Annotated in this window: 16 protein-coding genes; 7 read left to right on the forward strand and 9 right to left on the reverse strand. The window is 64.2% G+C overall.

Going from position 1 to position 19208, the window contains the following annotated elements; all coding sequences use genetic code 11:
* Nucleotides 1-2 precede the first annotated feature (2 nt).
* Nucleotides 3-1418 carry an L-fucose/L-arabinose isomerase family protein gene (locus BMY31_RS03985; protein ID WP_091008479.1) on the reverse strand — a complete coding sequence of 472 codons (1416 nt, stop codon included), beginning with the start codon at nucleotides 1416-1418 and terminating at the stop codon, nucleotides 3-5.
* A 206-nt stretch (nucleotides 1419-1624) separates the two neighbouring features.
* Between BMY31_RS03985 and BMY31_RS03990 the strand changes: the two genes are divergently transcribed.
* The 4 genes from BMY31_RS03990 to BMY31_RS04005 all read left to right on the forward strand — a co-directional run bounded on the left by BMY31_RS03990 (nucleotide 1625) and on the right by BMY31_RS04005 (nucleotide 5865).
* Nucleotides 1625-2650, forward strand: a complete 1026-nt coding sequence (locus tag BMY31_RS03990) for a LacI family DNA-binding transcriptional regulator (RefSeq protein ID WP_091008482.1) — start codon at nucleotides 1625-1627, stop codon at nucleotides 2648-2650.
* A gap of 50 nt (nucleotides 2651-2700) precedes the next feature.
* On the forward strand, nucleotides 2701-3219 hold the full coding sequence (locus tag BMY31_RS03995) for a PTS sugar transporter subunit IIA (protein ID WP_091008485.1): 519 nt from the start codon (nucleotides 2701-2703) through the stop codon (nucleotides 3217-3219).
* 22 nt (nucleotides 3220-3241) lie between these two features.
* Complete coding sequence (locus tag BMY31_RS04000) at nucleotides 3242-4678, forward strand: glycoside hydrolase family 1 protein (protein ID WP_091008487.1); 1437 nt, start codon at nucleotides 3242-3244, stop codon at nucleotides 4676-4678.
* A gap of 356 nt (nucleotides 4679-5034) precedes the next feature.
* A complete protein-coding gene (locus BMY31_RS04005; RefSeq protein ID WP_180371354.1) occupies nucleotides 5035-5865 on the forward strand; it encodes an HIRAN domain-containing protein in 831 nt (276 codons plus the stop codon).
* A gap of 549 nt (nucleotides 5866-6414) precedes the next feature.
* Here the strand turns inward: BMY31_RS04005 and BMY31_RS04010 are convergent.
* Nucleotides 6415-7740 (reverse strand): carboxylesterase family protein, encoded by a 1326-nt coding sequence (locus tag BMY31_RS04010; protein WP_091008493.1) that lies wholly within the window; start codon nucleotides 7738-7740, stop codon nucleotides 6415-6417.
* Nucleotides 7741-7994: 254 nt separating this feature from the next.
* Between BMY31_RS04010 and BMY31_RS04015 the strand changes: the two genes are divergently transcribed.
* Nucleotides 7995-8960 (forward strand): 3'-5' exonuclease, encoded by a 966-nt coding sequence (locus BMY31_RS04015; RefSeq protein ID WP_091008495.1) that lies wholly within the window; start codon nucleotides 7995-7997, stop codon nucleotides 8958-8960.
* Between the two features lie 2 nt (nucleotides 8961-8962).
* Here BMY31_RS04015 and BMY31_RS04020 read toward each other — a convergent pair whose 3' ends face one another.
* The 3 genes from BMY31_RS04020 to BMY31_RS04030 all read right to left on the reverse strand — a co-directional run bounded on the left by BMY31_RS04020 (nucleotide 8963) and on the right by BMY31_RS04030 (nucleotide 13313).
* On the reverse strand, nucleotides 8963-10195 hold the full coding sequence (locus tag BMY31_RS04020) for a glycoside hydrolase family 3 protein (RefSeq protein ID WP_091008498.1): 1233 nt from the start codon (nucleotides 10193-10195) through the stop codon (nucleotides 8963-8965).
* A gap of 71 nt (nucleotides 10196-10266) precedes the next feature.
* Complete coding sequence (htpG, locus tag BMY31_RS04025) at nucleotides 10267-12246, reverse strand: molecular chaperone HtpG (protein ID WP_091008500.1); 1980 nt, start codon at nucleotides 12244-12246, stop codon at nucleotides 10267-10269.
* A 194-nt stretch (nucleotides 12247-12440) separates the two neighbouring features.
* Nucleotides 12441-13313: an exonuclease domain-containing protein gene (locus BMY31_RS04030; protein WP_159443984.1), complete on the reverse strand. Its 873-nt coding sequence runs from the start codon at nucleotides 13311-13313 to the stop codon at nucleotides 12441-12443.
* Between the two features lie 235 nt (nucleotides 13314-13548).
* On the opposite strand from BMY31_RS04030, the gene BMY31_RS04035 reads away from it, so the two are divergent.
* Nucleotides 13549-13956 carry a pyridoxamine 5'-phosphate oxidase family protein gene (locus BMY31_RS04035; protein WP_219334853.1) on the forward strand — a complete coding sequence of 136 codons (408 nt, stop codon included), beginning with the start codon at nucleotides 13549-13551 and terminating at the stop codon, nucleotides 13954-13956.
* A gap of 123 nt (nucleotides 13957-14079) precedes the next feature.
* Here the strand turns inward: BMY31_RS04035 and BMY31_RS04040 are convergent, their stop codons facing one another.
* Nucleotides 14080-14793 (reverse strand): class I SAM-dependent methyltransferase, encoded by a 714-nt coding sequence (locus tag BMY31_RS04040; RefSeq protein ID WP_200802604.1) that lies wholly within the window; start codon nucleotides 14791-14793, stop codon nucleotides 14080-14082.
* A gap of 226 nt (nucleotides 14794-15019) precedes the next feature.
* Between BMY31_RS04040 and BMY31_RS04045 the strand changes: the two genes are divergently transcribed.
* Nucleotides 15020-15706: a hypothetical protein gene (locus BMY31_RS04045; protein ID WP_091008503.1), complete on the forward strand. Its 687-nt coding sequence runs from the start codon at nucleotides 15020-15022 to the stop codon at nucleotides 15704-15706.
* A 91-nt stretch (nucleotides 15707-15797) separates the two neighbouring features.
* Here BMY31_RS04045 and BMY31_RS04050 read toward each other — a convergent pair whose 3' ends face one another.
* The 3 genes from BMY31_RS04050 to BMY31_RS04060 form a co-directional block, all read right to left on the reverse strand.
* Nucleotides 15798-16703, reverse strand: a complete 906-nt coding sequence (locus BMY31_RS04050; RefSeq protein WP_091008505.1) for an SPFH domain-containing protein — start codon at nucleotides 16701-16703, stop codon at nucleotides 15798-15800.
* A 158-nt stretch (nucleotides 16704-16861) separates the two neighbouring features.
* Nucleotides 16862-17836: a Gfo/Idh/MocA family protein gene (locus BMY31_RS04055; RefSeq protein ID WP_091008508.1), complete on the reverse strand. Its 975-nt coding sequence runs from the start codon at nucleotides 17834-17836 to the stop codon at nucleotides 16862-16864.
* A gap of 182 nt (nucleotides 17837-18018) precedes the next feature.
* On the reverse strand, nucleotides 18019-19206 hold the full coding sequence (locus tag BMY31_RS04060) for an ABC transporter ATP-binding protein (RefSeq protein ID WP_078686983.1): 1188 nt from the start codon (nucleotides 19204-19206) through the stop codon (nucleotides 18019-18021).
* Nucleotides 19207-19208: the final 2 nt, after the last annotated feature.

Consider the following 19208-nt stretch of genomic DNA (forward strand, 5'->3'; position numbering starts at 1 on the left):
CTCTACTCTCCCCTCAGGTATGCCTTGACGTCTTCCTCGATCGGGTCGTAGAGGTCGGGCTGAATGCCCAGGTACTTGCAGGCCTCGTACAGCACGGGGACGACGCTAGCGTGGATTGCCGCGCAGTGGTGGATGTAGGGCCCCTCGACGACCTTGGCCTCGAGGCGCTTGATGTTGTCGACCTTGATCCAGAGGTAGGTGCCCATTCCCTTGGGGCCCTCGATGCCCTCGGCGTTGCCGAGCAGGAGCGAGTAGTCGCCGTTGTCGCCGTCGAAGCGGGCGATGGTGACGTCGCCGTGCTTGGCCTCGGCCGTGACCGCGCCATTGTGGTCGAAGGCCAGGGGCACGCAAATCTTGGGACGCTGGCAGGCAACGCTGCAGGGCCACGGCCCGCAGTGCTGGAGCAGCTCGCCGTTGGGCTCGTCGGGGTGGCGGATGGTCCAGTCGGCGAACATGGCGCGCTTCTCGCCCATCGTCGCGGCCTCAACCATGAGGGTCGTGATGGCGCCGTGGACGTCGGTCTCGCAGATGATCGGCGTGCCCTCCTCGTTGAGGATGGAGTTGGCGGCGCAGGGCATGATGCCGAGCTCGCTCTGGAGCTCGTTCCAGCACTGGATGACGCCGGCGGTGCAGTGGTACTTCTTGAGCATGCGGCGGATGGAGACGGCCATGGCGGCGACGGTCTTGACCTGCTCGCGGGTGCAGTCGATGTCGTAGCGCTCCTCGATCCAGGCGAGCTGGCGCTCGACGTCGGAGGTGCCCTCACCGGTGGCCTCGGCCTTCGCGTCGGCGACGCCGCGCGTCAGCTCGGGCAGCGGCACGGGGACGCACTCGATGTTGAAGCGCTCGAGCAGCTCGCCCTCGTTGAACATGGTGGAGTAGAACTCGTAGGGCCTGGGGCCGATCTGCAGGATGCGGGCTGCGCGTAAGGTCTTGACGACGTTGCAGACCGCGATGAAGTCGCGCAGGCCGCGCTCGAAGACGGGGTCGTCGACGCGGCAGTTGGTCATGTAGGTGAAGGGCACCTGGAAGCGGCGCAGGACCTTGCCGGTCGCGAACAGGCCGCACTGGGTGTCGCGCAGGCGGGTGCCGTCGGGCTCGGGGCGCTCGTCGAGCGGGCCCCAGAGCAGGACCGGCTTGCCGAGGTCCTTGGCGAGGCGTGCGCAGATGAACTCGGTGCCGAAGTTGCAGTGCGGCAGGAAGAGGCCGTCGACGCCCGCGGCGCGGAACTTCTCGAGCGCCTTGACGCGGTCGTCCTCGTCGAAGAGGAGGCCCTCCTCGTTGATGTCGTCGATGTCGACGAACTCGATGCCGAGCTCGACGAGCTTGTCGGCGATGATCTTGCGGTACTTGCGCGCGTCGGGCGCCGAGAAGATGCTGCGGCGCGTGGGCGCATAGCCGATCTTGATGGTGTCCATCCCTCTCTCCTAACTAAACTTTCCGACCTGCGATTCCGTTCGTTTAACGGCTGTTCGCAGACTTTGTTTTGCCTGTCTACGTTGCGTTTCCGATAATAGGAAGAGAGCAGGGCCCGACCGTCGCCAATCGGATTTACTAAATCTTTCGAACTAAATCGAACGGCGTTTTACAATCGGGCTAGAACACGAGGGAAAGGATTGGGCTCATGAAGGTGACGGCACGCGACGTGGCACGCGAGGCAGGGGTCTCCCCCGCCACCGTCTCGCTCGTCTTCAGGAACAAGCCCGGCGTCGGGCGCGAGACCCGCAACCGAGTCATGAAGTGCGCACAGCGCCTTGGGTTCGAGTACGACGCACCCGACCAGATGCGCTCGACGAGCACGATTCTCTTGATCGTTTACAAGCGCCACGGCGAGGTCGTCGGCGACACGCCGTTCTTCGAGACGCTCATCAAGGGCGTCTCAGACGCGACCTACAAGCACGGCTACCACCGCCTCTCGGTCTCGTACTTCTACGCGCACGAGAACGAGCGGGAGCAGATCAAGGCGCTGCGTTCGGTCAAGTGCGCGGGCATCATCCTACTCGCCACCGAGGCCCTGGCGCCCGACATCTCCCAGTTCGAGCGTCTGGGGGTGCCCGTCGTCCTTCTCGACAGCTGGTTCCCGACCAAGCGCCTCGACTCCGTCGTCATCGACAACACGCGCGCGGCCTGGGAGGCCGTCCGCTACCTCTCCGCCCGCGGCCACCGCTCGATCGGCTACCTGCACGCAGGCGTCTCGATCCGCAACTTCCTCGAGCGCCAGGAGGGCTTCTACTCCGCCGTGCGCTCGATGGAGGTCGAGGACAACGCGCCCATGCACGTGGTACGCGTCGGCGCGAGCACCGAGAGCGCCTACGACGGCATGAACGCCTACCTCGACACCAACCCCGAGCTCTGCACGGCCTACTTCGCCGACAACGACATCATCGCGGTCGGCTGCATGCGCGCCCTGCAGGAGCACGGCATCCGCATCCCCGAGGACGTCTCGATCATCGGCTTCGACGACACCATCCACTGCACCATGGTCACCCCGCACCTCTCGACCATGGGCGTGTCGAAGGAGGCCATGGGCGAGCTCGCCGTGAAGCGCCTGGTTGACCGCATCAAGGGCAACATGCTGGGCGAGGTCATCCGCGTCGCGGTGCTGCCGACCATCGTCGAGCGCGAGAGCGTCTGCACCCTAGCCGAGTAACCACCGGGGCCGCGCCCGGCGAAGCATACGAGAGAAGGAGACAGGAGAACATGGGATTCATCAGCAACCTGCTTGAGCGCCGCAAGGCTCCCGAGCGCCCGGCCGCGCTCGACGTCGAGCCCGGCGAGAACATCGTGCTCGCGCCCGTCAGCGGCCGCGTCGAGGGAGTCGAGACGCTGCCCGACCCGGTGTTCGCGGGCGAGGTCATGGGGCGCACTCTGGCCATCTGGCCGAGCGAGGGCAGGCTCTTCTCGCCCGTTTCGGGCACCGTGGTGAGCGCCATGCCGCACGCCGTGGGCATCGCGGGCGACGACGGCGTCGAGGTCCTCATCCACGTGGGCATCGACACCGTCGAGATGGCCGGCGACGGCTTCACTCTGTTCGCGGGCAAGGGCGACCACGTGCGCGCCGGCGAGCCCCTCATGTGCTTCGACCGCGAGAAGATCCAGGCGGCCGGCCACCACGACGTCATCATGACGATCGTGACCAACTCCGACGAGTACCCCGAGGCCGCCGTAGTCGCCACCGACACCGTGACGGCGGGCTCCGCGGGCATCAAGACCAAGTAGACGGACGAAAGGGACACGACAGATGGGATTTCCCAAGGGATTCTATTGGGGCGGCGCGACGGCCGCCAACCAGTACGAGGGCGCATGGAACGTGGACGGCAAGGGCGACAGCCTGCCCGACCACATGAGGGGCGGCAGCTTCGAGACGCCGCGCCAAATCGACGCCACACTTGACGCCGGTGCGCTCTACCCGAGCCACGAGGCCACCGACTTCTACCACCACTATGAGGAGGACATCGCGCTCTTCGCCGAGATGGGCTGGAACATCTTCCGCATGTCGATCAACTGGACGCGCATCTTCCCGACCGGCGAGGAGACCGAGCCCAACGAGGAGGGCCTCGCGTTCTACGAGCGCGTGTTCGACTGCTGCCTCGCGCACGGCATCACGCCGCTCGTGACCATCTCGCACTACGAGCTGCCCTACCACCTCGTCGAGAAGTACAACGGCTGGGCCAGCCGCGAGCTCATCGACCTCTACTTCCGCTATGGCAAGGCCCTTCTCGACCGCTTCGCGGGCAAGGTCAAGCACTGGCTCACCTTCAACGAGATCAACGTCGCGGGCGCGCCCTTCGGCGCGGCGCTGTCGCTCGGCACCGTGCAGGGCTACACGGGCACGATGGCCAACCTGCCCGATGACATCAACCTGCGCATGAACGCCCTGCACAACCAGCTGGTCGCCTCGGCCAAGCTCGTCAAGTACGCGCACGAGGCGCACCCCGGCACCATGATGGGCAACATGGACTGCTTCATCCTGAGCTACCCCGAGACCTGCGACCCGGCCGACCAGTGGGCCAACCTCGAGGGCATGCGCTACTTCAACTGGTACTCCTCCGACGTCCAGGCGCGCGGCGCCTACCCCACGTGGGCGAGGCGCATGTGGGCCGAGCGCGGCATCGAGATCGAGATGCAGCCCGGCGACGAGGAGCTGCTGCGCGAGGGCACGATCGACTTCTACACGCTCTCGTACTACATGAGCAACGTCGTGGGCACTCACGACACGCTTGAGGAGTCGGCCGGCAACATGACCCAGGGTGGCAAGAACCCCTACCTCGAGAGCTCCGAGTGGGGTTGGCAGATCGACCCGACGGGCCTGCGCATCGCCCTCAACGAGATCTGGGACCGCTACCAGCTGCCGATCATGGTGGTGGAGAACGGCTTCGGCGCCAAGGACGAGGTCGAGCCCGACGGCTCGATCCACGACGACTACCGCATCAGCTACCTGCGCAAGCACGTGGCCGCCATGCACGAGGCCGTCGACGACGGCGTGGGGCTCATCGGCTACACCTGGTGGGGCCCGATCGACGTGGTGAGCGCAGGAACCGGCGAGATGCGCAAGCGCTACGGCTTCATCTACGTCGACAAGCACGACGACGGCACGGGCACGCTGGCCCGCAGCCGCAAGGATAGCTTCTTCTACTACCAGAAGGTCATCGCGCGCAACGGCGAGGACCTGGACTAGCGTCGCCGAGAAGAGCGCGCGCCCATGCTGGGGGCCGGCCCGTGGGTCGGCCCCCTATCTCATGCGTCAAGCGCATTAGACCGTGACGTGTGCAAATAAGCTCGAGTTATTTGGCAATTCAGCCCTTGCTTCTCAAATGAAACAAATGCATTACTGATATCATCAAAGATGACACGATTCGCTGAGACAAAGCAGTGATGGAGGCTCCAGAATCAGCAATAATGCTCACATCCACAGACTGAAATGGTCAAGCTGATCGACCAATGAGATGTAACGATTTCTTCTGAGGCTATTCTTAGCTCTCAATCTCATGGATAGATGAAAGGCTCAACATGTGTTCTCTGGATAAGTCTTACATGGGCAATCGAATCTATCCGAAGCAACTCATTAAGCTTGATGAATTGCAGGGCAACGAGAATGCATTCTGCACCAAGCTCTTTGAGACACTAAAGAATGACGTTGATGTAAGCGATATCGCAATTGAACAGCGATGTGCTGACTATCGCACCGTTGTCTATGGGGACTGGAACAACGATTTCTTACGATATCACTTCGGAGATGACGGCTTTTGGATCTCCGTGAGGATGTATCCCGGCATTATTGCTGACTACGAATTCAGTCCGCTGTTCCGAGCCCAGGCAAATAAGCGCCAATTACACTGGAGAGCGTCGATCGAGCCAAATGAAATCGGCAAGCTCCATGATGCGCTGGTTAGATCCTGTAAAGCATTCTTTGGTGGGCCCGATTGTAAAAAGCAAAAGTCATCAACCGATGCGGAACTGCCGAAGCGCAGGATGACCATGCGAATTAAAGAACTTGCCGAGACGTCAAGCGATCTCACTGAGGTTCTTAAAGATCGATATACCCTGCTTTCGCAACGAGATGTCATACTAGCTGGCTCAAATTACCATCCTGCTTCGGAAAAGCTACGGGATGGCAGCGTGCTGACATGCGTGCATGAGAAAGACAATCCATATGACGCAGATGCTGTCGCTTTATTCGATATGAATCAGGAAATAGTTGGCTATCTACCCAAAAACAATAAGTCAAAGAATGCGGTATTGAAGGCCGTTGACAGTGGCATGCCAGTGAAAGCAGTAGTCATTAATAATGGAACCGATGGAGGCACGAGACGAAAGCGCAAACGAATACATCTGGCTTTAGTTTGCCGCGAGCCCAACAAATAGAGTGTGACAATAGCACCACGGAAAAAAGGAGCGAATTATGGGAACGTGTGAAGACTGCATCTTTTGGAAGAAACACCACACCATCGAGATAACGTCTAACGGCTGTTGCATTTGGCACTTTATCCAGAATGAAAATAGTGTCCCTGAAGGCTACGAATTTGGCTCCAAGGGCAACAGTTGCAGTCACTATGTATTCGATGACGGAAGTCACGCCCACTCTCCGCGGTGCTTTGACTGCACAAACTGGGAAGGAGACAGGTCAACGATCCTGGTCGATTGTGGTTGCGGCTGTTGGAGTAGCGTCGAAGCGTTGCTAGAGCGAATCGATTCTTTGGACAAACTGCTGCAGCACCATACATTTAGCGGCAACAGTCTTGCCAACGAAGAAAACGAAGTATGCCCACTGTTCAAATATGCAGACTAATCACTGAGAGAAAGCTCGCATAACGCCTTCCTAAAAGAGGACGGCGGCGCCACCGGGAGGAAGGTGGCGCCGCCGAGAGGTGGAGGGCGATATTGTGAGCGCGGTCGTGCCAGACGCTATGGTCGCTACTGCGACCTGCGCTGGAGGCCGCACCACTGCCAGACGGTGACGGGGCGACCGTCGACCATGACGCGCGAGCCGTCGAGTTCGGTCTTGGGATAGTCGTCGTAGAGCGGAACCCAGACCATGTGCCCCATATGGCGCAGGTGGCAGCCGTCGTCGTCGGTGTAGCGGCCGGAGAGGTCCTCGACGTGGTCGTAGTAGGTGAGGTGGACGTCAGTCGCGCCGGCGGCCTTGAGGCGGTGGTAGATGGGAAGGGCCGTCTGCGTGGGATCGACGATCTCGTCGTCGTCGCTGTGGACGAACCAGATGTGCTGGCCCTTGAGGCGGTCGAGGTACTCGTCGGTGACGTTGCGGCTGTAGAACGGCGAGCACGCGGGCACGGCCGCGGCGTAGAAGTCCGGGTAGTCGATGATCTGGCGCATGGTCATGAAGCCGCCGTTGGAGTCGCCGCCGACGTAGATGCGGTCGGGGTCGATGTCGTGCGAGGCCACCACCGCGTCGACGCAGGCCTTGACCGCCTTGGTGTAGATGGAAACGTTCGTCTGGGCGATGGGCGTCACGCCGTCGTCCATCCAGTACGTGGGACAGGTCGGCGCCAGCACGTAGGCGGCCCCGCCCATGACGTCCTGCACGTGCTCGGACGAGAGGCCCGTGACCTTGTTGCCGCAGATGGTGACGAACGGGTCGTCGCCACCCTCCCCCGCGCCGTGAAGCCACACGATGAGCGGGAGCTTCTGGGGAAGCGGCTCCTTGGCGCCGAAGGGCGAGGCCGTGCGACGCGCGTTGACCTTCTGCACGTCGGGCGAGAAGAGCGCGTAGTGCATGTCGATGCCGTCGAAGGTGCCGAAGCCGGTGGTATCCCAGCCTTCGAGCTCGGGGAAGATGTCGCCCGCGCACTCGTCGAACACGAGACCGACGACCTTCTCGCCGGGCTCGCTTCCCGGCAGGGCCTTGAGCTGCGTGATGCGGTAGTTGGCAATCCTGCGCTTGGTGCCCATCACGTTGCCGTCGAAGCGCTTGGAGAGGCGCTCCTCGATCAGGTCGAAGGCCACGTGCGAACCCCTGTCCGCGGGCCTTCCCGCCTCGTCGCACACGTAGGCGGCCTCGACGGTGGGATATCCCTTGGAGGGTCGGGCCACCGGGTCGCCGTGATGCTCCCTCGAGAGGGCGACCTCGCCGGTCTCGGGGTCGATGCGCTCCACGTAGACCCCGAAGCTCGCGTCGTCGACGTCGTTCGCGCCGACCTCGACGGGCAGGTCGACGATGACCTTCCTGATCCACGCACCCATGTCTCCCGCAACGCTCAGCGTCTTGTATGTCGCGCCCATGCATGCCTCCGTATCCGCGCGCCTTGGCGGCGCCCGCTCGATGTGACCCTTTAGGAACAGCCCCTACACTACGGGAAGGAAAGCCCTTCTCAAGCGTCTGCTTAAGTTAAGACTGCATTTTAGTAAACGTCGTAGTGACACGTGCGGGATGTTCGGCGCAGTATCGCGTGCGCGGGGTGCGAGCCACCGGAAGTGCCCTAAACTGTTGTCCCTAAGACAACACCGGCCTTACGGCCGCACACGATAGGACCAGCATGAACCTCGCACAGGCACTCGAACACGCAAACGCCCTCGCCTTCCCCGGCTTCCTCATGGATGACGGCGCGCTCACCGACGAGCGCAGGAAGAACGAAGAGGCCATCACCGCGCTTCTGGACGCCTGGTGGAGCGCGCCAGCGGGACAGGAGCCCTTCTCGTTCGACATCGTCCAGAACCTCGCAGACCAGAACCGCATCATCTGCGACAAGTACGGCGCCAGCCGCCTGCGTGACACCAACGGCTCGAACCTCGCCCGCAAGCTCTCCGACGAGGACCTCATCCGCTCCGTGGCGACCATGCAGCACCGCAGCATGGATGAGGTCGCCGCGACCGCCGGCCCCATGGTGCAGGACCTCGGCATCGCCTACACCGAGGCGCCCGTCTCGGGAACCATCATGGGCATCGACATCGAGACCACCGACCGCTACCCCGACCGCGGCTACATCATCAACCTGGGCATGGAGTTCATGGACCTCACCCCCAAGGCAAAGCCGCACGACGGCCACACGGCCTACTTCGGCATTCCCGCCCAGTACGAGCAGGAGGGCGTGCCCCTGTCCGACATCCACCAGATCACCTGGTCGGACCTCAAGGGCAAGCGGCCCTTCCGCGAAGCCAAGCGCGAGCAGGAGGCGCTTCTCACCGCGTTCAAGGCGTTCCCCATCATGGCGCACAACGCCGCGTTCGAGGACTCCTGGCTCTGCATGCACCTCAACGGCTACGCAGAGGCGCGCAAGTCCGGCCAGATCGTGATCATCGACTCACGTGACATCTGCCGCCGCTGCGACCCCGAGTACAAGACCCTGCCTCACGACTCCCGACCGGCGGCGCTCGAGAGCTGGGCCAAGAGGCGCGGCGTCCTGGGAGCCGACGAGGCCGAGCGCCACTTGGGCCTTGACGACGTCGACCTCATGTTCAAGACGGTACAGGCCGAGTTCAAGGAGAGGAACATGTTCCTCTAGGGTCAGGCATCCTCCGATACCAGAGAGAACCGCAGCTTGAGGGCGATTATGCGGCGCACGGACTCGTCCAGGCGCTCCTGCGAGAGCTCGCCCGAGTCAAGAGCGTCGAGCACGCCCCGGTAGGCCTCGTCGAAGTCGACAGGGGTCAGGATGAGGTCACATCCCGCCGCCAGCGCGGCTACGCCCTGGCAGTCCTTCCTGACCCACGTCGCAACGGCACCCATGTCGAGCGAGTCGGTAATGACGACGCCCTCGTATCCCATCTGGGACCTCAGGAGGCCCTGCACCATGACCGAAGAGAGCGATGCGGGCGTCTTGTCCCCCACGACCGCGGGACAGCTGAGGTGGCCCACCATCACCATGGGGACGTCGCTCTCGATGGCGGCGGCGAACGGCCTCAGCTCGAGCGCCTTGAGCTCGTCGAGGTCCTTGTCCAAGGAGATCATCTGCTCGTGGGAGTCGCCCTGGGCGTTGCCGATGCCGGGAAAGTGCTTGGCGCAGCAGCAGATGCCACCCTCGCAGAAGGCCTCGATCTGCGCCGAGGCCATCGCCGACACCACGTCCGGGTCCGACCCGAAGGAGCGCAGCGCCATGCTCGAGTTCGCCGGGTCACTCACCACGTCACACACCGGGGCGAAGTCGACCCCGAAGCCGTAGCCGCCCAGGTAGGCGGCGATCGTGGCCGCCGCGTCGCGCGCGCGGGCGGGATCTCCCGTCTGCCCGACGTCGCTCATGTTGCCGACGTTGGCGATGTCGAAGGCCGGGTTCGAGGCAACGCGTGAGACCGTGCCTCCCTCCTCGTCCACGGCGACGAGCGGCACCAGACCGGCGGCAGCCTCGCGCCCCAGGGACTTGAGGCGCGCGACCAACTCCTCGGTCTGTGCGGGATCGACAAGGTTCGAGGCCGAGAGAATCAGGCCTCCCACGGGATGGGCGCCCAGTGCCTCGCGCGTCGCGTCGCCGGCGGAGGTCTGCGTGCCCACGCCCGTGAGCGCCTCGGGATGGACCACGAACAGCTGCGCGACCTTCTGCTCGCGCGAGAGAGAAGAGAGGAGCCGCCCGACCTTCTGGTCGAGAGGCTCCCCCACCTCGCCGCCCTCACGGGCGTCCTCGGCGTCATTCGCATTCTGTCCGCAGGCGCTCAGACCGCAGGTCGCAGCCGTGGACGCAGCAAGCGCGGATGCCGCCACGAAGCTCCTGCGGGATAGTGACCATGACGTGGCGCTGTACTGCATGACCTGCCTCCTGACGGACGCGGCGGCCCGTCCGGCCGCCACGACCACCAGTCTAGCAAACGATCTTCGCCCTACATGAGCTCGCTGACCTCGCGCGCGAACTCGACGGGGTCGTCAATCGGCATGCCCTCGACCAGCAGCGCCTGGTTGTAGAGGATGTCGCCGTAGAGCTTGAGGCGGTTCTCGTCGCCCGCGTCCTTGGCGGCGACGAGCTTGCCGAAGACGGGGTGAGCGGCGTTGAGCTCGAGCACGCGCTGGGCCTTGGGAGCCTTGCCGGCATCGGGACCCTGCTCGAGGACGCGCTCCATCTCGAGCGAGACGGGGCCCTCGGACGAGATGCGGGCGGGCGCGTCGCCCAGCTGGGCGGCAACCTTGACGCTGGAGACCTTGTCCCCCAGGTCCTTGGCCATCTGCTCGAAGAGGTCCTTGTTCTTCTCGCTGGCCTCCTCGGCCTCCTTCTTCTCCTCGTCGGTCGCGAGGTCGAGGTCCGCGGCGCTCACGTTGGCGAACTCGACGTCACGGGCGTCGGTGCCCTTGTTCTCGGAGTCGCCGGCGACGGCGTCCACGTGGTAGCTGCGCATGAACTGGAACATGAACTCGTCCACGTCCTGTGTGCACAGCAGGACGTCGTAGCCGTGGTCGAGCGCGGTCTTGACGATGGGCATCTTCGAGAGGCGCTCGCGGTCGTCGCCGGCGGCGTAGTAGACCTTGTCCTGGCCGTCTGCCATGGCGGCGGCGTACTCCTTGAGCGTCACCATCTTCTGCTTGCGCGCGGACCAGAAGAGAAGCAGGTCGGCAAGGTCAGACGCCTTCGAGCCGTAGCTGCTGTAGATGCCGAACTTGAGGCCGCGACCGAAGTTGTCAAAGAACTTCTCGTATGCCTCGCGGTCGTTGTCGCGCATGGACTCGAGCTCGGAGTGGATCTTCTTCTCGACGCGACGGGCGATGGCACGCAGCTGGGAGTTCTGCTGCAGGGTCTCGCGGCTGATGTTGAGGGTCACGTCGGGGCTGTCAACGATGCCGCGGACGAAGTTGTAGTAGTCGGGCAGGAGGTCTGCGCACCTCTCCTGGATCAGGACGTTGGAGGTGTAGAGCGCCAGGCCCTTCTCGTAGTCCTTGCTGTAGAGGTCGAACGGGGCCTCGGACGGGATGAAGAGCAGCGCGTCATAGCTCAGCGCGCCCTCGGCGTGGAACGAGACCGTGCGCGCGGGGTCGCTCCACTCGTGGAAGGTCGACTTGTAGAACTCGTTGTAGTCCTTCTGCTCGACGTCGGAGGAGCGCTTCTTCCAGATCGGGGTCATCGAGTTGATGGTCTCGAGTTCCTCGTAGCTCTCGTACTGGGGCTTGTAGTCGTCGCCGGCATCCTCGGGCTTGGGCAGCTCGCGGGACTTCTGGACCATCATCTGGACCGGGTAGCGCACGTAGTTGGAGTACTGCTTGACCAGCTCGCGGAGCTTCCACTCGCTCAGGTACTGGTCGGTGTCGTCCTCGTCGGTCGACAGACGCAGATACAGGGTGATGACGGTGCCGTGGGCACCCTCGCCGGAGAGGTCCTCGGGCAGCTGGTCGGCAGCAACCTCCTCGATGGTGTAGCCCTTCACGCCGTCAGACTCCCAAGCGTGGGCGACGTCCTCGCCATAGGCGCGGCTGACGACGCGCACCTTGTCGGCGACCATGAAGCTGGAGTAGAAGCCGACGCCGAACTGGCCGATGATGTCGACGTCCTCGCCCTGGTGGTCGGAGTTCTCCTCCTTGAACTGCTCAGATCCGGAGTGCGCGATGGTGCCCAGGTTCTTGTCGAGCTCGGCCTCGGTCATGCCGATGCCGTTGTCGCTCACGCTGATGGTGCGGGCGTCCTTGTCAAACGCCAGGCGCACGGCCAGCTCACCCTCGACGTTGACGTCCTTCTGGGTGAGGCTCTCGAACGAGAGCTTGTCCAGCGCGTCGGACGCGTTGGAGATGAGCTCCCTCAGGAAGATCTCCTTGTTGGTGTAGATCGAGTTGATCATGAGGTCGAGGAGCTTCTTGCTCTCGGTCTTGAACTGCTTCATGCCGCACTACTTCCCTTCAACAGCGATTCCAAGTACGCGCAGCCCCTGGCATGGGCGGCGCGAGGCGTATACGCAATGACAAATACCCCACTTGGAAAATCGTATACAGAGGAGAAGATAAAATCTATGTCACTTGCACTTAGGTCTGCAACGCGCGAGCGTCGGGCACGCGGTCGCGAGGCGCGGGCTGCGACCTAGCGCGGCAGGACGGGAGGACGACGCAGATCCTCGGGGGCAAGCCCGATCATCTTGAGGAAGGCCGCGCCGCTGACGATGGCGGTGCCGTACTGGCGCGCCTTGCGGACCTTCGCGCTCTCGCGGCCCTCGAGGTCAACCAGGAGGGTCACGCGCTTGGTCACGCCGTTGTGCAGCTTGCCGCCGTGCTCGAGGGCCAATATCTCGCAGTCGCGCTTGGGAAACTCGAAGGTGTTGCCCGTGAAGCAGAGCAGCTGCCCGTCGAGCTCGTGGGCTATGGGCTCGGCCGAGAGGTCGCGCGCGTCGACGGAGCGCGAGGCCGCGTCGCGGATGATTGCCTGGTAGCAGTCGCTGGTGGCGCGGGCGTCGGCCCACGCGCGGTGCGCCTCCTCGTTCTGGATGCCGTAGTACGCGCAGATGGCGTTGAGGTTTGAGGGCCGTCCCACGAGCCTTCGGTAGAGCACCATGGTGTCATGCGAGCCGTTCTGGGTCACGCGCGGCATGCCCAGGCGCTCGGCCGCGCGGTCCATGAACGGGTTGTCGAACGAGACGATGTTCTGCCCCACGAGAGGAAGCTCGCCCACGAAGTCCAGAAACGCCGCGTACACCTCGGCTTCCGTCGGGGCGCCCACGAGCATCTGGTCCGAGATGTGGTTGACGGCGTAGGCGCCCGGGGATACGCACATGCCCTCGGGCAGCGCCACGAAGCTCGAGAAGACCTCGTCCTCGTAGCCGTCGATCACGCGGACCGCGCCGACCTCGATGATGCGGCAGTCCGAGCCGAGTCCCGTGGTCTCGAGGTCATAGCAGACGTACGAGCGCGGAAGCGAGCGCGCGTTGACGGTCTCGTACCGTCGGATGCTGTAGGGCATGGGACTCCTCCTGTCGTCTTCTGGGCACATTCTGCCACAAGGGGCCGACATAAAAGGAGTGCGCCCGTGCGGGGTGTTGGCACGGGCGCAAGCGATGCTAGTTTACGGCGCGCTTCAACGACGGAATCGGACAATTCCTTTAGGCGGCAGAACATGCCCCTTACGCGGCAACGTGACGCGGCGAGTGGCAGGCCCCTATAATGCAACAGGAACCACGACCCGAAAGGACATTAATATGGCAACCATCGAAGACGTATACGACTTCCTCAGGAACGAGTCCCCCACCTACTTCCTGGCAACCGCCGACGGCTCGCAGCCGCGCGTGCGTCCCTTTGGCACGGTCGACCTGTTTGAGGGGCACCTGTACATCCAGACCGGCAAGTCCAAGGACGTCTACAAGCAGATCCTCGCGAACCCCAAGGTCGAGCTCTGCGCCTGGAAGGGCCCCAAGTGGCTGCGCGTCTCGGGCGAGCTCGTGCCCGACGACCGCGTAGCGGCCAAGCGCCACATGCTCGACGCCTACCCCAGCCTGCGCGACATGTACGACGAGAACGACGAGAACACCATCGTCCTGTACTTCAAGGACGCGTGTGCGACTTTCAGCACGTTCGGCCCCGAGCCGAACGAGGTCGCAAGGTTCTAGCCTCGCGATCCACGGACGCGAACGGACGACGGGGGCGGCTCTCGCAAGGAGCCGTCCCCGTCTTGCTTGCACGGGGCATGCGAGGGGATGCTTCCCCAAGAGGCGCGACCGTCCTGGCCCGCGCTAGGCGACGCCCTCCACGCAGATCCAGTCGGTCCCGGGCCTCACGTGTACAGTGACGTCGGAGAACCCGGCGGCCACGAACAGGTCGCGATACTCCTGAGGCGTCAGCACGGTAAGGTGGTACTTCTCGATGTTGTCGAGCACCTGGCGGGACAGGCCCTCCTTGCGGTAGACGTCCGCGACCAGCATGAAGCTTCCCTCCCGCTTGAGCACGCGGCGCACCTCGCGGAGGCTCTCGAGGGGGTCAGGCCAGAAATAGAAGCTCTCGACGGTCGTGATGAGGTCGAAGCTCGCGTCGTCGAATGGCAGGTCCTCGACGGAGGCCTGGACCACGCGCATGCTGCCCGCCTCGATCATGTCCGCGTTGAGGCGGCGGGACTCCTCGCAGGAGACCTCGCTGTAGTCGACGCCCACGACGACCCCGCTGCCCGGCCCCATCCTGTCGAGGATGCGGCGCATGGTGGCGCCACCGCCGCAGCCGATGTCCAGGGCGGTCGCGCTCGAGTCGAAGTCGAGGTAGTCAAGGGCCCAGTTGGTCACGTCCGCATGGCTCCTGTTCATGCGCTGGAGCATCATCGAGCCGCTCTCCCCCGTGGGGCGGGCGGGGTTGCCCTCGTCGGTAACGCGACGTTCCTCGGCGGTGCGAAGCGCGTCGAGCTCGGCGGATCCCGCCCGCTTGCGGGCCTCGGGTTCCTGTGAAGTCATCTGGGTCATGCCACTCCTTTCAGGGTAGACAACGTGATTCTATACGACGCGCCATCCCAAGTCGCCAGCATTCGCAGGGAAGGCGCGAAGCCGCCGAGGTCCACGACGGAACCCGCGTCGCCTTGCAGGCAGCCCTCCGCGACGGCCTCGCGCCAGACTGGCGCCCCAGTTTTGAGAGCAACCCACAAGGTCACCGTGCAAGAATCACCTCTCCGCAACGACGAAGGGAGCAGAGATGATTCTGTACAAGAGCGAGCAGCGAGTGCTGGGCAGGAGCGACTGCCTGCAAATTCTTTCGCAAGCCGAGAAGGACCATCCCGACGCCTTCGAGCGTGCTCGTGACCACTTCGTGGCCTTCGTCGACCCCGCGGCGTACTACAAGCCCTACCCCACCGTCGCGGAGATAAACGCCGTGAACTCCGCCTTCACCGAATGGGTTCTGTTCGACTTCGACTTCGCGCAGGCCACAGCCGCTGAGCGCGCGGGCGAGCCTCTCCCGGAGGCGCCCCAGACGCTCGTCGAGGCGTACGCGCAGGGCGACGCCACGGTGGAGGAGCTGGCCAGGACGCAGTTCTTCTCGACGTTCTGGGTCATCGCCCAAGACCCCAAGCGCAAGCTGAGCGTCATGAGGGAGACGCGGACCTGCCGCGACTTCGAGGTCTCGTGCGACCTGATCTCGACGAGGCGCAACTGGACCTCGGGGACGGTCAACGCCCGCATCGCCAGCGTGGGAGGGCGCTGGGTCTCGTGCGGGCGCTGCCTCTCGCACGACAGCGCCCCCTCCGAGCCGCAGCCGGCGTGCATGACGCAGACCGATCCCGAGCGCGAAAGCTCGCGCTTCATCGAGCTCGTGCGGGAGCTCGAGGGCGTGAACGGCCGATTCGTGGCAACGGCGCGCGCAGAGTCCTTCTGGCCCGCTTAACGCGCGGCACGAAAGGGCCCGGCGGCCGCCGCGGGGCGTACCGTCGGGCCTGGGACCCTGCCTATGTCAGCGTGTCCGCCTGGGGACGCCCCTACAGGTTGCCCGCGTTCACCACGGGCTGAGCCTCGGACTCGCCGCAGAGGACGACCATGAGGTTGGTCACGAACTGCGCCCTGCGCTCGTTGTCGAGCTCGACGACGCTCTCCTCAGACAGCCTCTCGATGGCCATGTCGACCATGGAGACGGCGCCCTCGACAATCTTCTTGCGCGCGGCGATGACGGCCTCGGCCTGCTGGCGGCGCAGCATGGCCTGGGCGATCTCGGGCGCGTAGGCAAGGTGCGTCAGGCGGGCGTCGTCGACGGCGACGCCCGCGGGGGCGAAGCGGATGCTCAGCTCCTCCTTGAGTGCGGCGGAGACCTCCTCGATGTTGCTCCTCAGCGTGATGGAGTCGGCGTTCTCGTCGTCGTCCTCCATGTGGTCGTAGGCGTACACGCTGGCGACGTGGCGAAGGGCCGTCTCGGTCTGCATCGCAACGAAGCTCTCGTAGTCGTCGACGTCGAACAGGGCCTTGGCAGTGTCCTGGACGCGCCAGACCACGACGGTCGCGATCTCGATGGGGTTGCCCATCTTGTCGTTTACCTTGAGGGGCTCGCCGTTGAGCGTGCGGGCGCGCGTCGAGACCTTGGAGCTCCCGTTTGCGCCCAGGCTCTTGGCGTAGAACGGGTTGGCCCAGCGCAAGCCCTCGTCACGCACGGTGCCCACGTACTCGCCAAACAGGACGCAGGCGCGCGCCTGGCCAGGCTGCAGCGTGAAGAAGCCGTTCGACACCAGGAAGGACGCAACGAGGAACGCCAGGAATAACAGGAGGTAGAGGAAGTCGTCCCCGTCCGAGGCGATGAACCTGAGGAAGCTCACCACCGTCGCGAGGAACAGGACGACGTTCGCGAAGAGCATGAGCCATCCGCTCTCGCTGTCGAGGTGCCTTTCATTACTCATGTCAAATCACTCCTTTTGGCCGGCTCCCGAACCGCCTCGTGCGGAGGGGCGACCGGCTTAGGTCAGACAAGGATTCTAGCGAAGCGGCAATCCGCGCGCCATATGACTTTTGTCACAGAAGCCTTCCGGGCTCCCGCACGCCCACCGGCTCGCCCGTGTTAGTCGGCGGGAAAGACGATACCGGCCGACTGGCGCGCCCTGGTCTGCACCCTGCTGACCGCAAGCGAGAGCTCAAGAGCCTCGCGCGAGCGAGAAAGGCCCGCATTCCCGGCCGCGTAGTCTTCCGCGAATTCGAGGAACTCCGACTCCCACTGGATCTGGGGGTTGCGGTCGACGGTCTCCTCGCGGCCGTCGTTGAGGCGCAGCGTCACGGGGCCCACCTGGCTGGGAGGCGTCCGGAGGCTCAGGTAGCCGTCGTCGCCCTGGATGGTCTGGACGAGCGGGGCGGCGCTGTCCTTCGCGCAGGCGCAGACCGCCTTGAAATCACCGTAGTCGAGCAGCGCAACGCCCGAGGTGTCTATCCCCCGCTGGACGTTGGCTTCGTAGCAAACGCCAGATGGCTCGCCGAACAGCCCTACGGCAAACGCGAGGCAGTACAGTCCCAGGTCCATCAGCGCACCGCCGGACTTCTTCGGGTCGAAGACGGGAAGCACTTCTCCCCTGCGGAAGGCGTCGTAGCGGCTGGAGTACTGGCTGTAGTTCAGGAGGGCCAGGCGCACGCTGCCGATGCGTGGGAGCAGCTCGCGCAGCGCCTTGAAGTTGGGCTGGTGGTAGACGGTGGTCGCCTCCCACAGGAAGAGCCCGCGCTCGCGGGCCTCGCGGGCGAGGTCCTCGGCCTCCCGGGCGTTGGACGCGAGAGGCTTCTCGACGATGACGCTCTTGCCAGCGCGCAGGCAGCGAAGGACGTGCTCGTGGTGAAGGTGGTTGGGCGTGGCCACGTAGACGACCTCGGCGCAGGTCAGCGCGAGCATCCGTCCGAGGTCGACGTGCGGCTCTCCCCCGAGCTCCTGGGTGACCGCCTGCGCCTTTTGGAGGGACGTGCCCGCGACGTCGGACACCTCCCATCCCCACGAGGCCAGGTGCGGCCCGACCATGCGGACGATCATTCCCGTTCCTACGACGGCGACCTTCATGGGGACTCCTCTCGACTGAGCTGCGTGGTGATCATGCGACGATTATCCCATGGCCGGCGGCGCGACAAAGCAAGAAGGACACGGAAGAGCGGCCCCGGCGGCAACTGGAATGAATTCGCCGCCGGGGCCGTGGATGCCTCGCGCCGAGCTGCGGCACGAGGCGAAGAAAGAGGGGGCTCTCTCTAGAACTCCAGGTTTGTTCCGCTTTGCTTGTCGAAGAGGTGAATGGCGTTGCCGGAGAACGCGTAGTTGACGGACTCGCCCACGTTGTGGCGATGCGCGACGGTGGGGTCGGTCGCGTCCATGGTGTTGACCACGGCGACGACGTCCTGTCCGAGCGAGGACATGTGCAGGTGCACCGAGGAGCCCATCATCTCGGACACGTCGACGGTACCGGTGAGCGAGGGCATGTCGGGCGTGGCGAGCGTGATGTGCTCGGGACGCACGCCCAGGGTAACCTTCTGGGAGCCGACGCCCTTGGCCCTGAGATTGCCCTGCTTCTCCTCGCTGGGCGCGACCTCGAAGCCACCGAGCCTGACGACATAGGAGTCGCCCGTGCGGACCAGGTCCGCGTCGAAGAAGTTCATCTGCGGGACGCCGATAAAGCCTGCGACGAAGAGGTTCGCGGGGTGGTCGAACACCTCGTGCGGGGTGCCGATCTGCTGGGCAATGCCGTCCTTCATGATGACGATGCGGTCGCCCAGGGTCATGGCCTCGGTCTGGTCGTGCGTGACGTAGATGAAGGTGGTGTCGATCTTCTGGCGCAGCTTGATGATCTCGGCGCGCATCTGGTTGCGCAGCTTGGCGTCGAGGTTCGAGAGCGGCTCGTCCATCAGCAGGACCTTGGGCTCGCGGACGATGGCGCGGCCGATGGCGACGCGCTGGCGCTGGCCGCCCGAGAGCGCCTTGGGCTTGCGATCGAGGTACTCGGTGATGCCCAGGGTCTCCGCCGCCTCGCGCACCTTGCGGTCGATCTCGTCCTTGGGGAGCTTGCGCAGCTTGAGTGGGAACGCCATGTTCTCGTAGACGGACATGTGGGGATAGAGGGCATAGCTCTGGAAGACCATGGCAATGTCGCGGTCCTTGGGGGCGATGTCGTTCACGACCTTGCCGCCAATGGCGATCTCGCCCGCCGTGATGTCCTCCAGGCCGGCGATCATGCGCAGCGTGGTCGACTTGCCGCAGCCGGAAGGTCCGACCAGCACGATGAACTCGCGGTCGGCGACGTCCAGGTTGAAGTCCTTGACGACCAGGACGCCCTCGTCGGTGACGTTCGCGGGCCTCTCGGCCTTGGCGCCCCTGCCCTTGCGGCTCTTGCGCTCGTTGTTCGGATAGACCTTCTTGATGTGCTTGAAGCTCACCTCTGCCATGG

Origin of the sequence: Parafannyhessea umbonata (assembly GCF_900111255.1) — a bacterium.
Taxonomy (GTDB): Bacteria; Actinomycetota; Coriobacteriia; order Coriobacteriales; family Atopobiaceae; genus Olsenella_J; species Olsenella_J umbonata_A.

Coding starts and splice junctions, on each gene's coding strand:
- BMY31_RS03985 (WP_091008479.1), bottom strand. CDS start 1,418: ATGGACACCATCAAGATCGGCTATGCGCCCACGCGCCGCAGCATCTTC.
- BMY31_RS03990 (WP_091008482.1), top strand. CDS start 1,625: ATGAAGGTGACGGCACGCGACGTGGCACGCGAGGCAGGGGTCTCCCCC.
- BMY31_RS03995 (WP_091008485.1), top strand. CDS start 2,701: ATGGGATTCATCAGCAACCTGCTTGAGCGCCGCAAGGCTCCCGAGCGC.
- BMY31_RS04000 (WP_091008487.1), top strand. CDS start 3,242: ATGGGATTTCCCAAGGGATTCTATTGGGGCGGCGCGACGGCCGCCAAC.
- BMY31_RS04005 (WP_180371354.1), top strand. CDS start 5,035: ATGGGCAATCGAATCTATCCGAAGCAACTCATTAAGCTTGATGAATTG.
- BMY31_RS04010 (WP_091008493.1), bottom strand. CDS start 7,740: ATGGGCGCGACATACAAGACGCTGAGCGTTGCGGGAGACATGGGTGCG.
- BMY31_RS04015 (WP_091008495.1), top strand. CDS start 7,995: ATGAACCTCGCACAGGCACTCGAACACGCAAACGCCCTCGCCTTCCCC.
- BMY31_RS04020 (WP_091008498.1), bottom strand. CDS start 10,195: ATGCAGTACAGCGCCACGTCATGGTCACTATCCCGCAGGAGCTTCGTG.
- htpG (WP_091008500.1), bottom strand. CDS start 12,246: ATGAAGCAGTTCAAGACCGAGAGCAAGAAGCTCCTCGACCTCATGATC.
- BMY31_RS04030 (WP_159443984.1), bottom strand. CDS start 13,313: ATGCCCTACAGCATCCGACGGTACGAGACCGTCAACGCGCGCTCGCTT.
- BMY31_RS04035 (WP_219334853.1), top strand. CDS start 13,549: ATGGCAACCATCGAAGACGTATACGACTTCCTCAGGAACGAGTCCCCC.
- BMY31_RS04040 (WP_200802604.1), bottom strand. CDS start 14,793: ATGACCCAGATGACTTCACAGGAACCCGAGGCCCGCAAGCGGGCGGGA.
- BMY31_RS04045 (WP_091008503.1), top strand. CDS start 15,020: ATGATTCTGTACAAGAGCGAGCAGCGAGTGCTGGGCAGGAGCGACTGC.
- BMY31_RS04050 (WP_091008505.1), bottom strand. CDS start 16,703: ATGAGTAATGAAAGGCACCTCGACAGCGAGAGCGGATGGCTCATGCTC.
- BMY31_RS04055 (WP_091008508.1), bottom strand. CDS start 17,836: ATGAAGGTCGCCGTCGTAGGAACGGGAATGATCGTCCGCATGGTCGGG.
- BMY31_RS04060 (WP_078686983.1), bottom strand. CDS start 19,206: ATGGCAGAGGTGAGCTTCAAGCACATCAAGAAGGTCTATCCGAACAAC.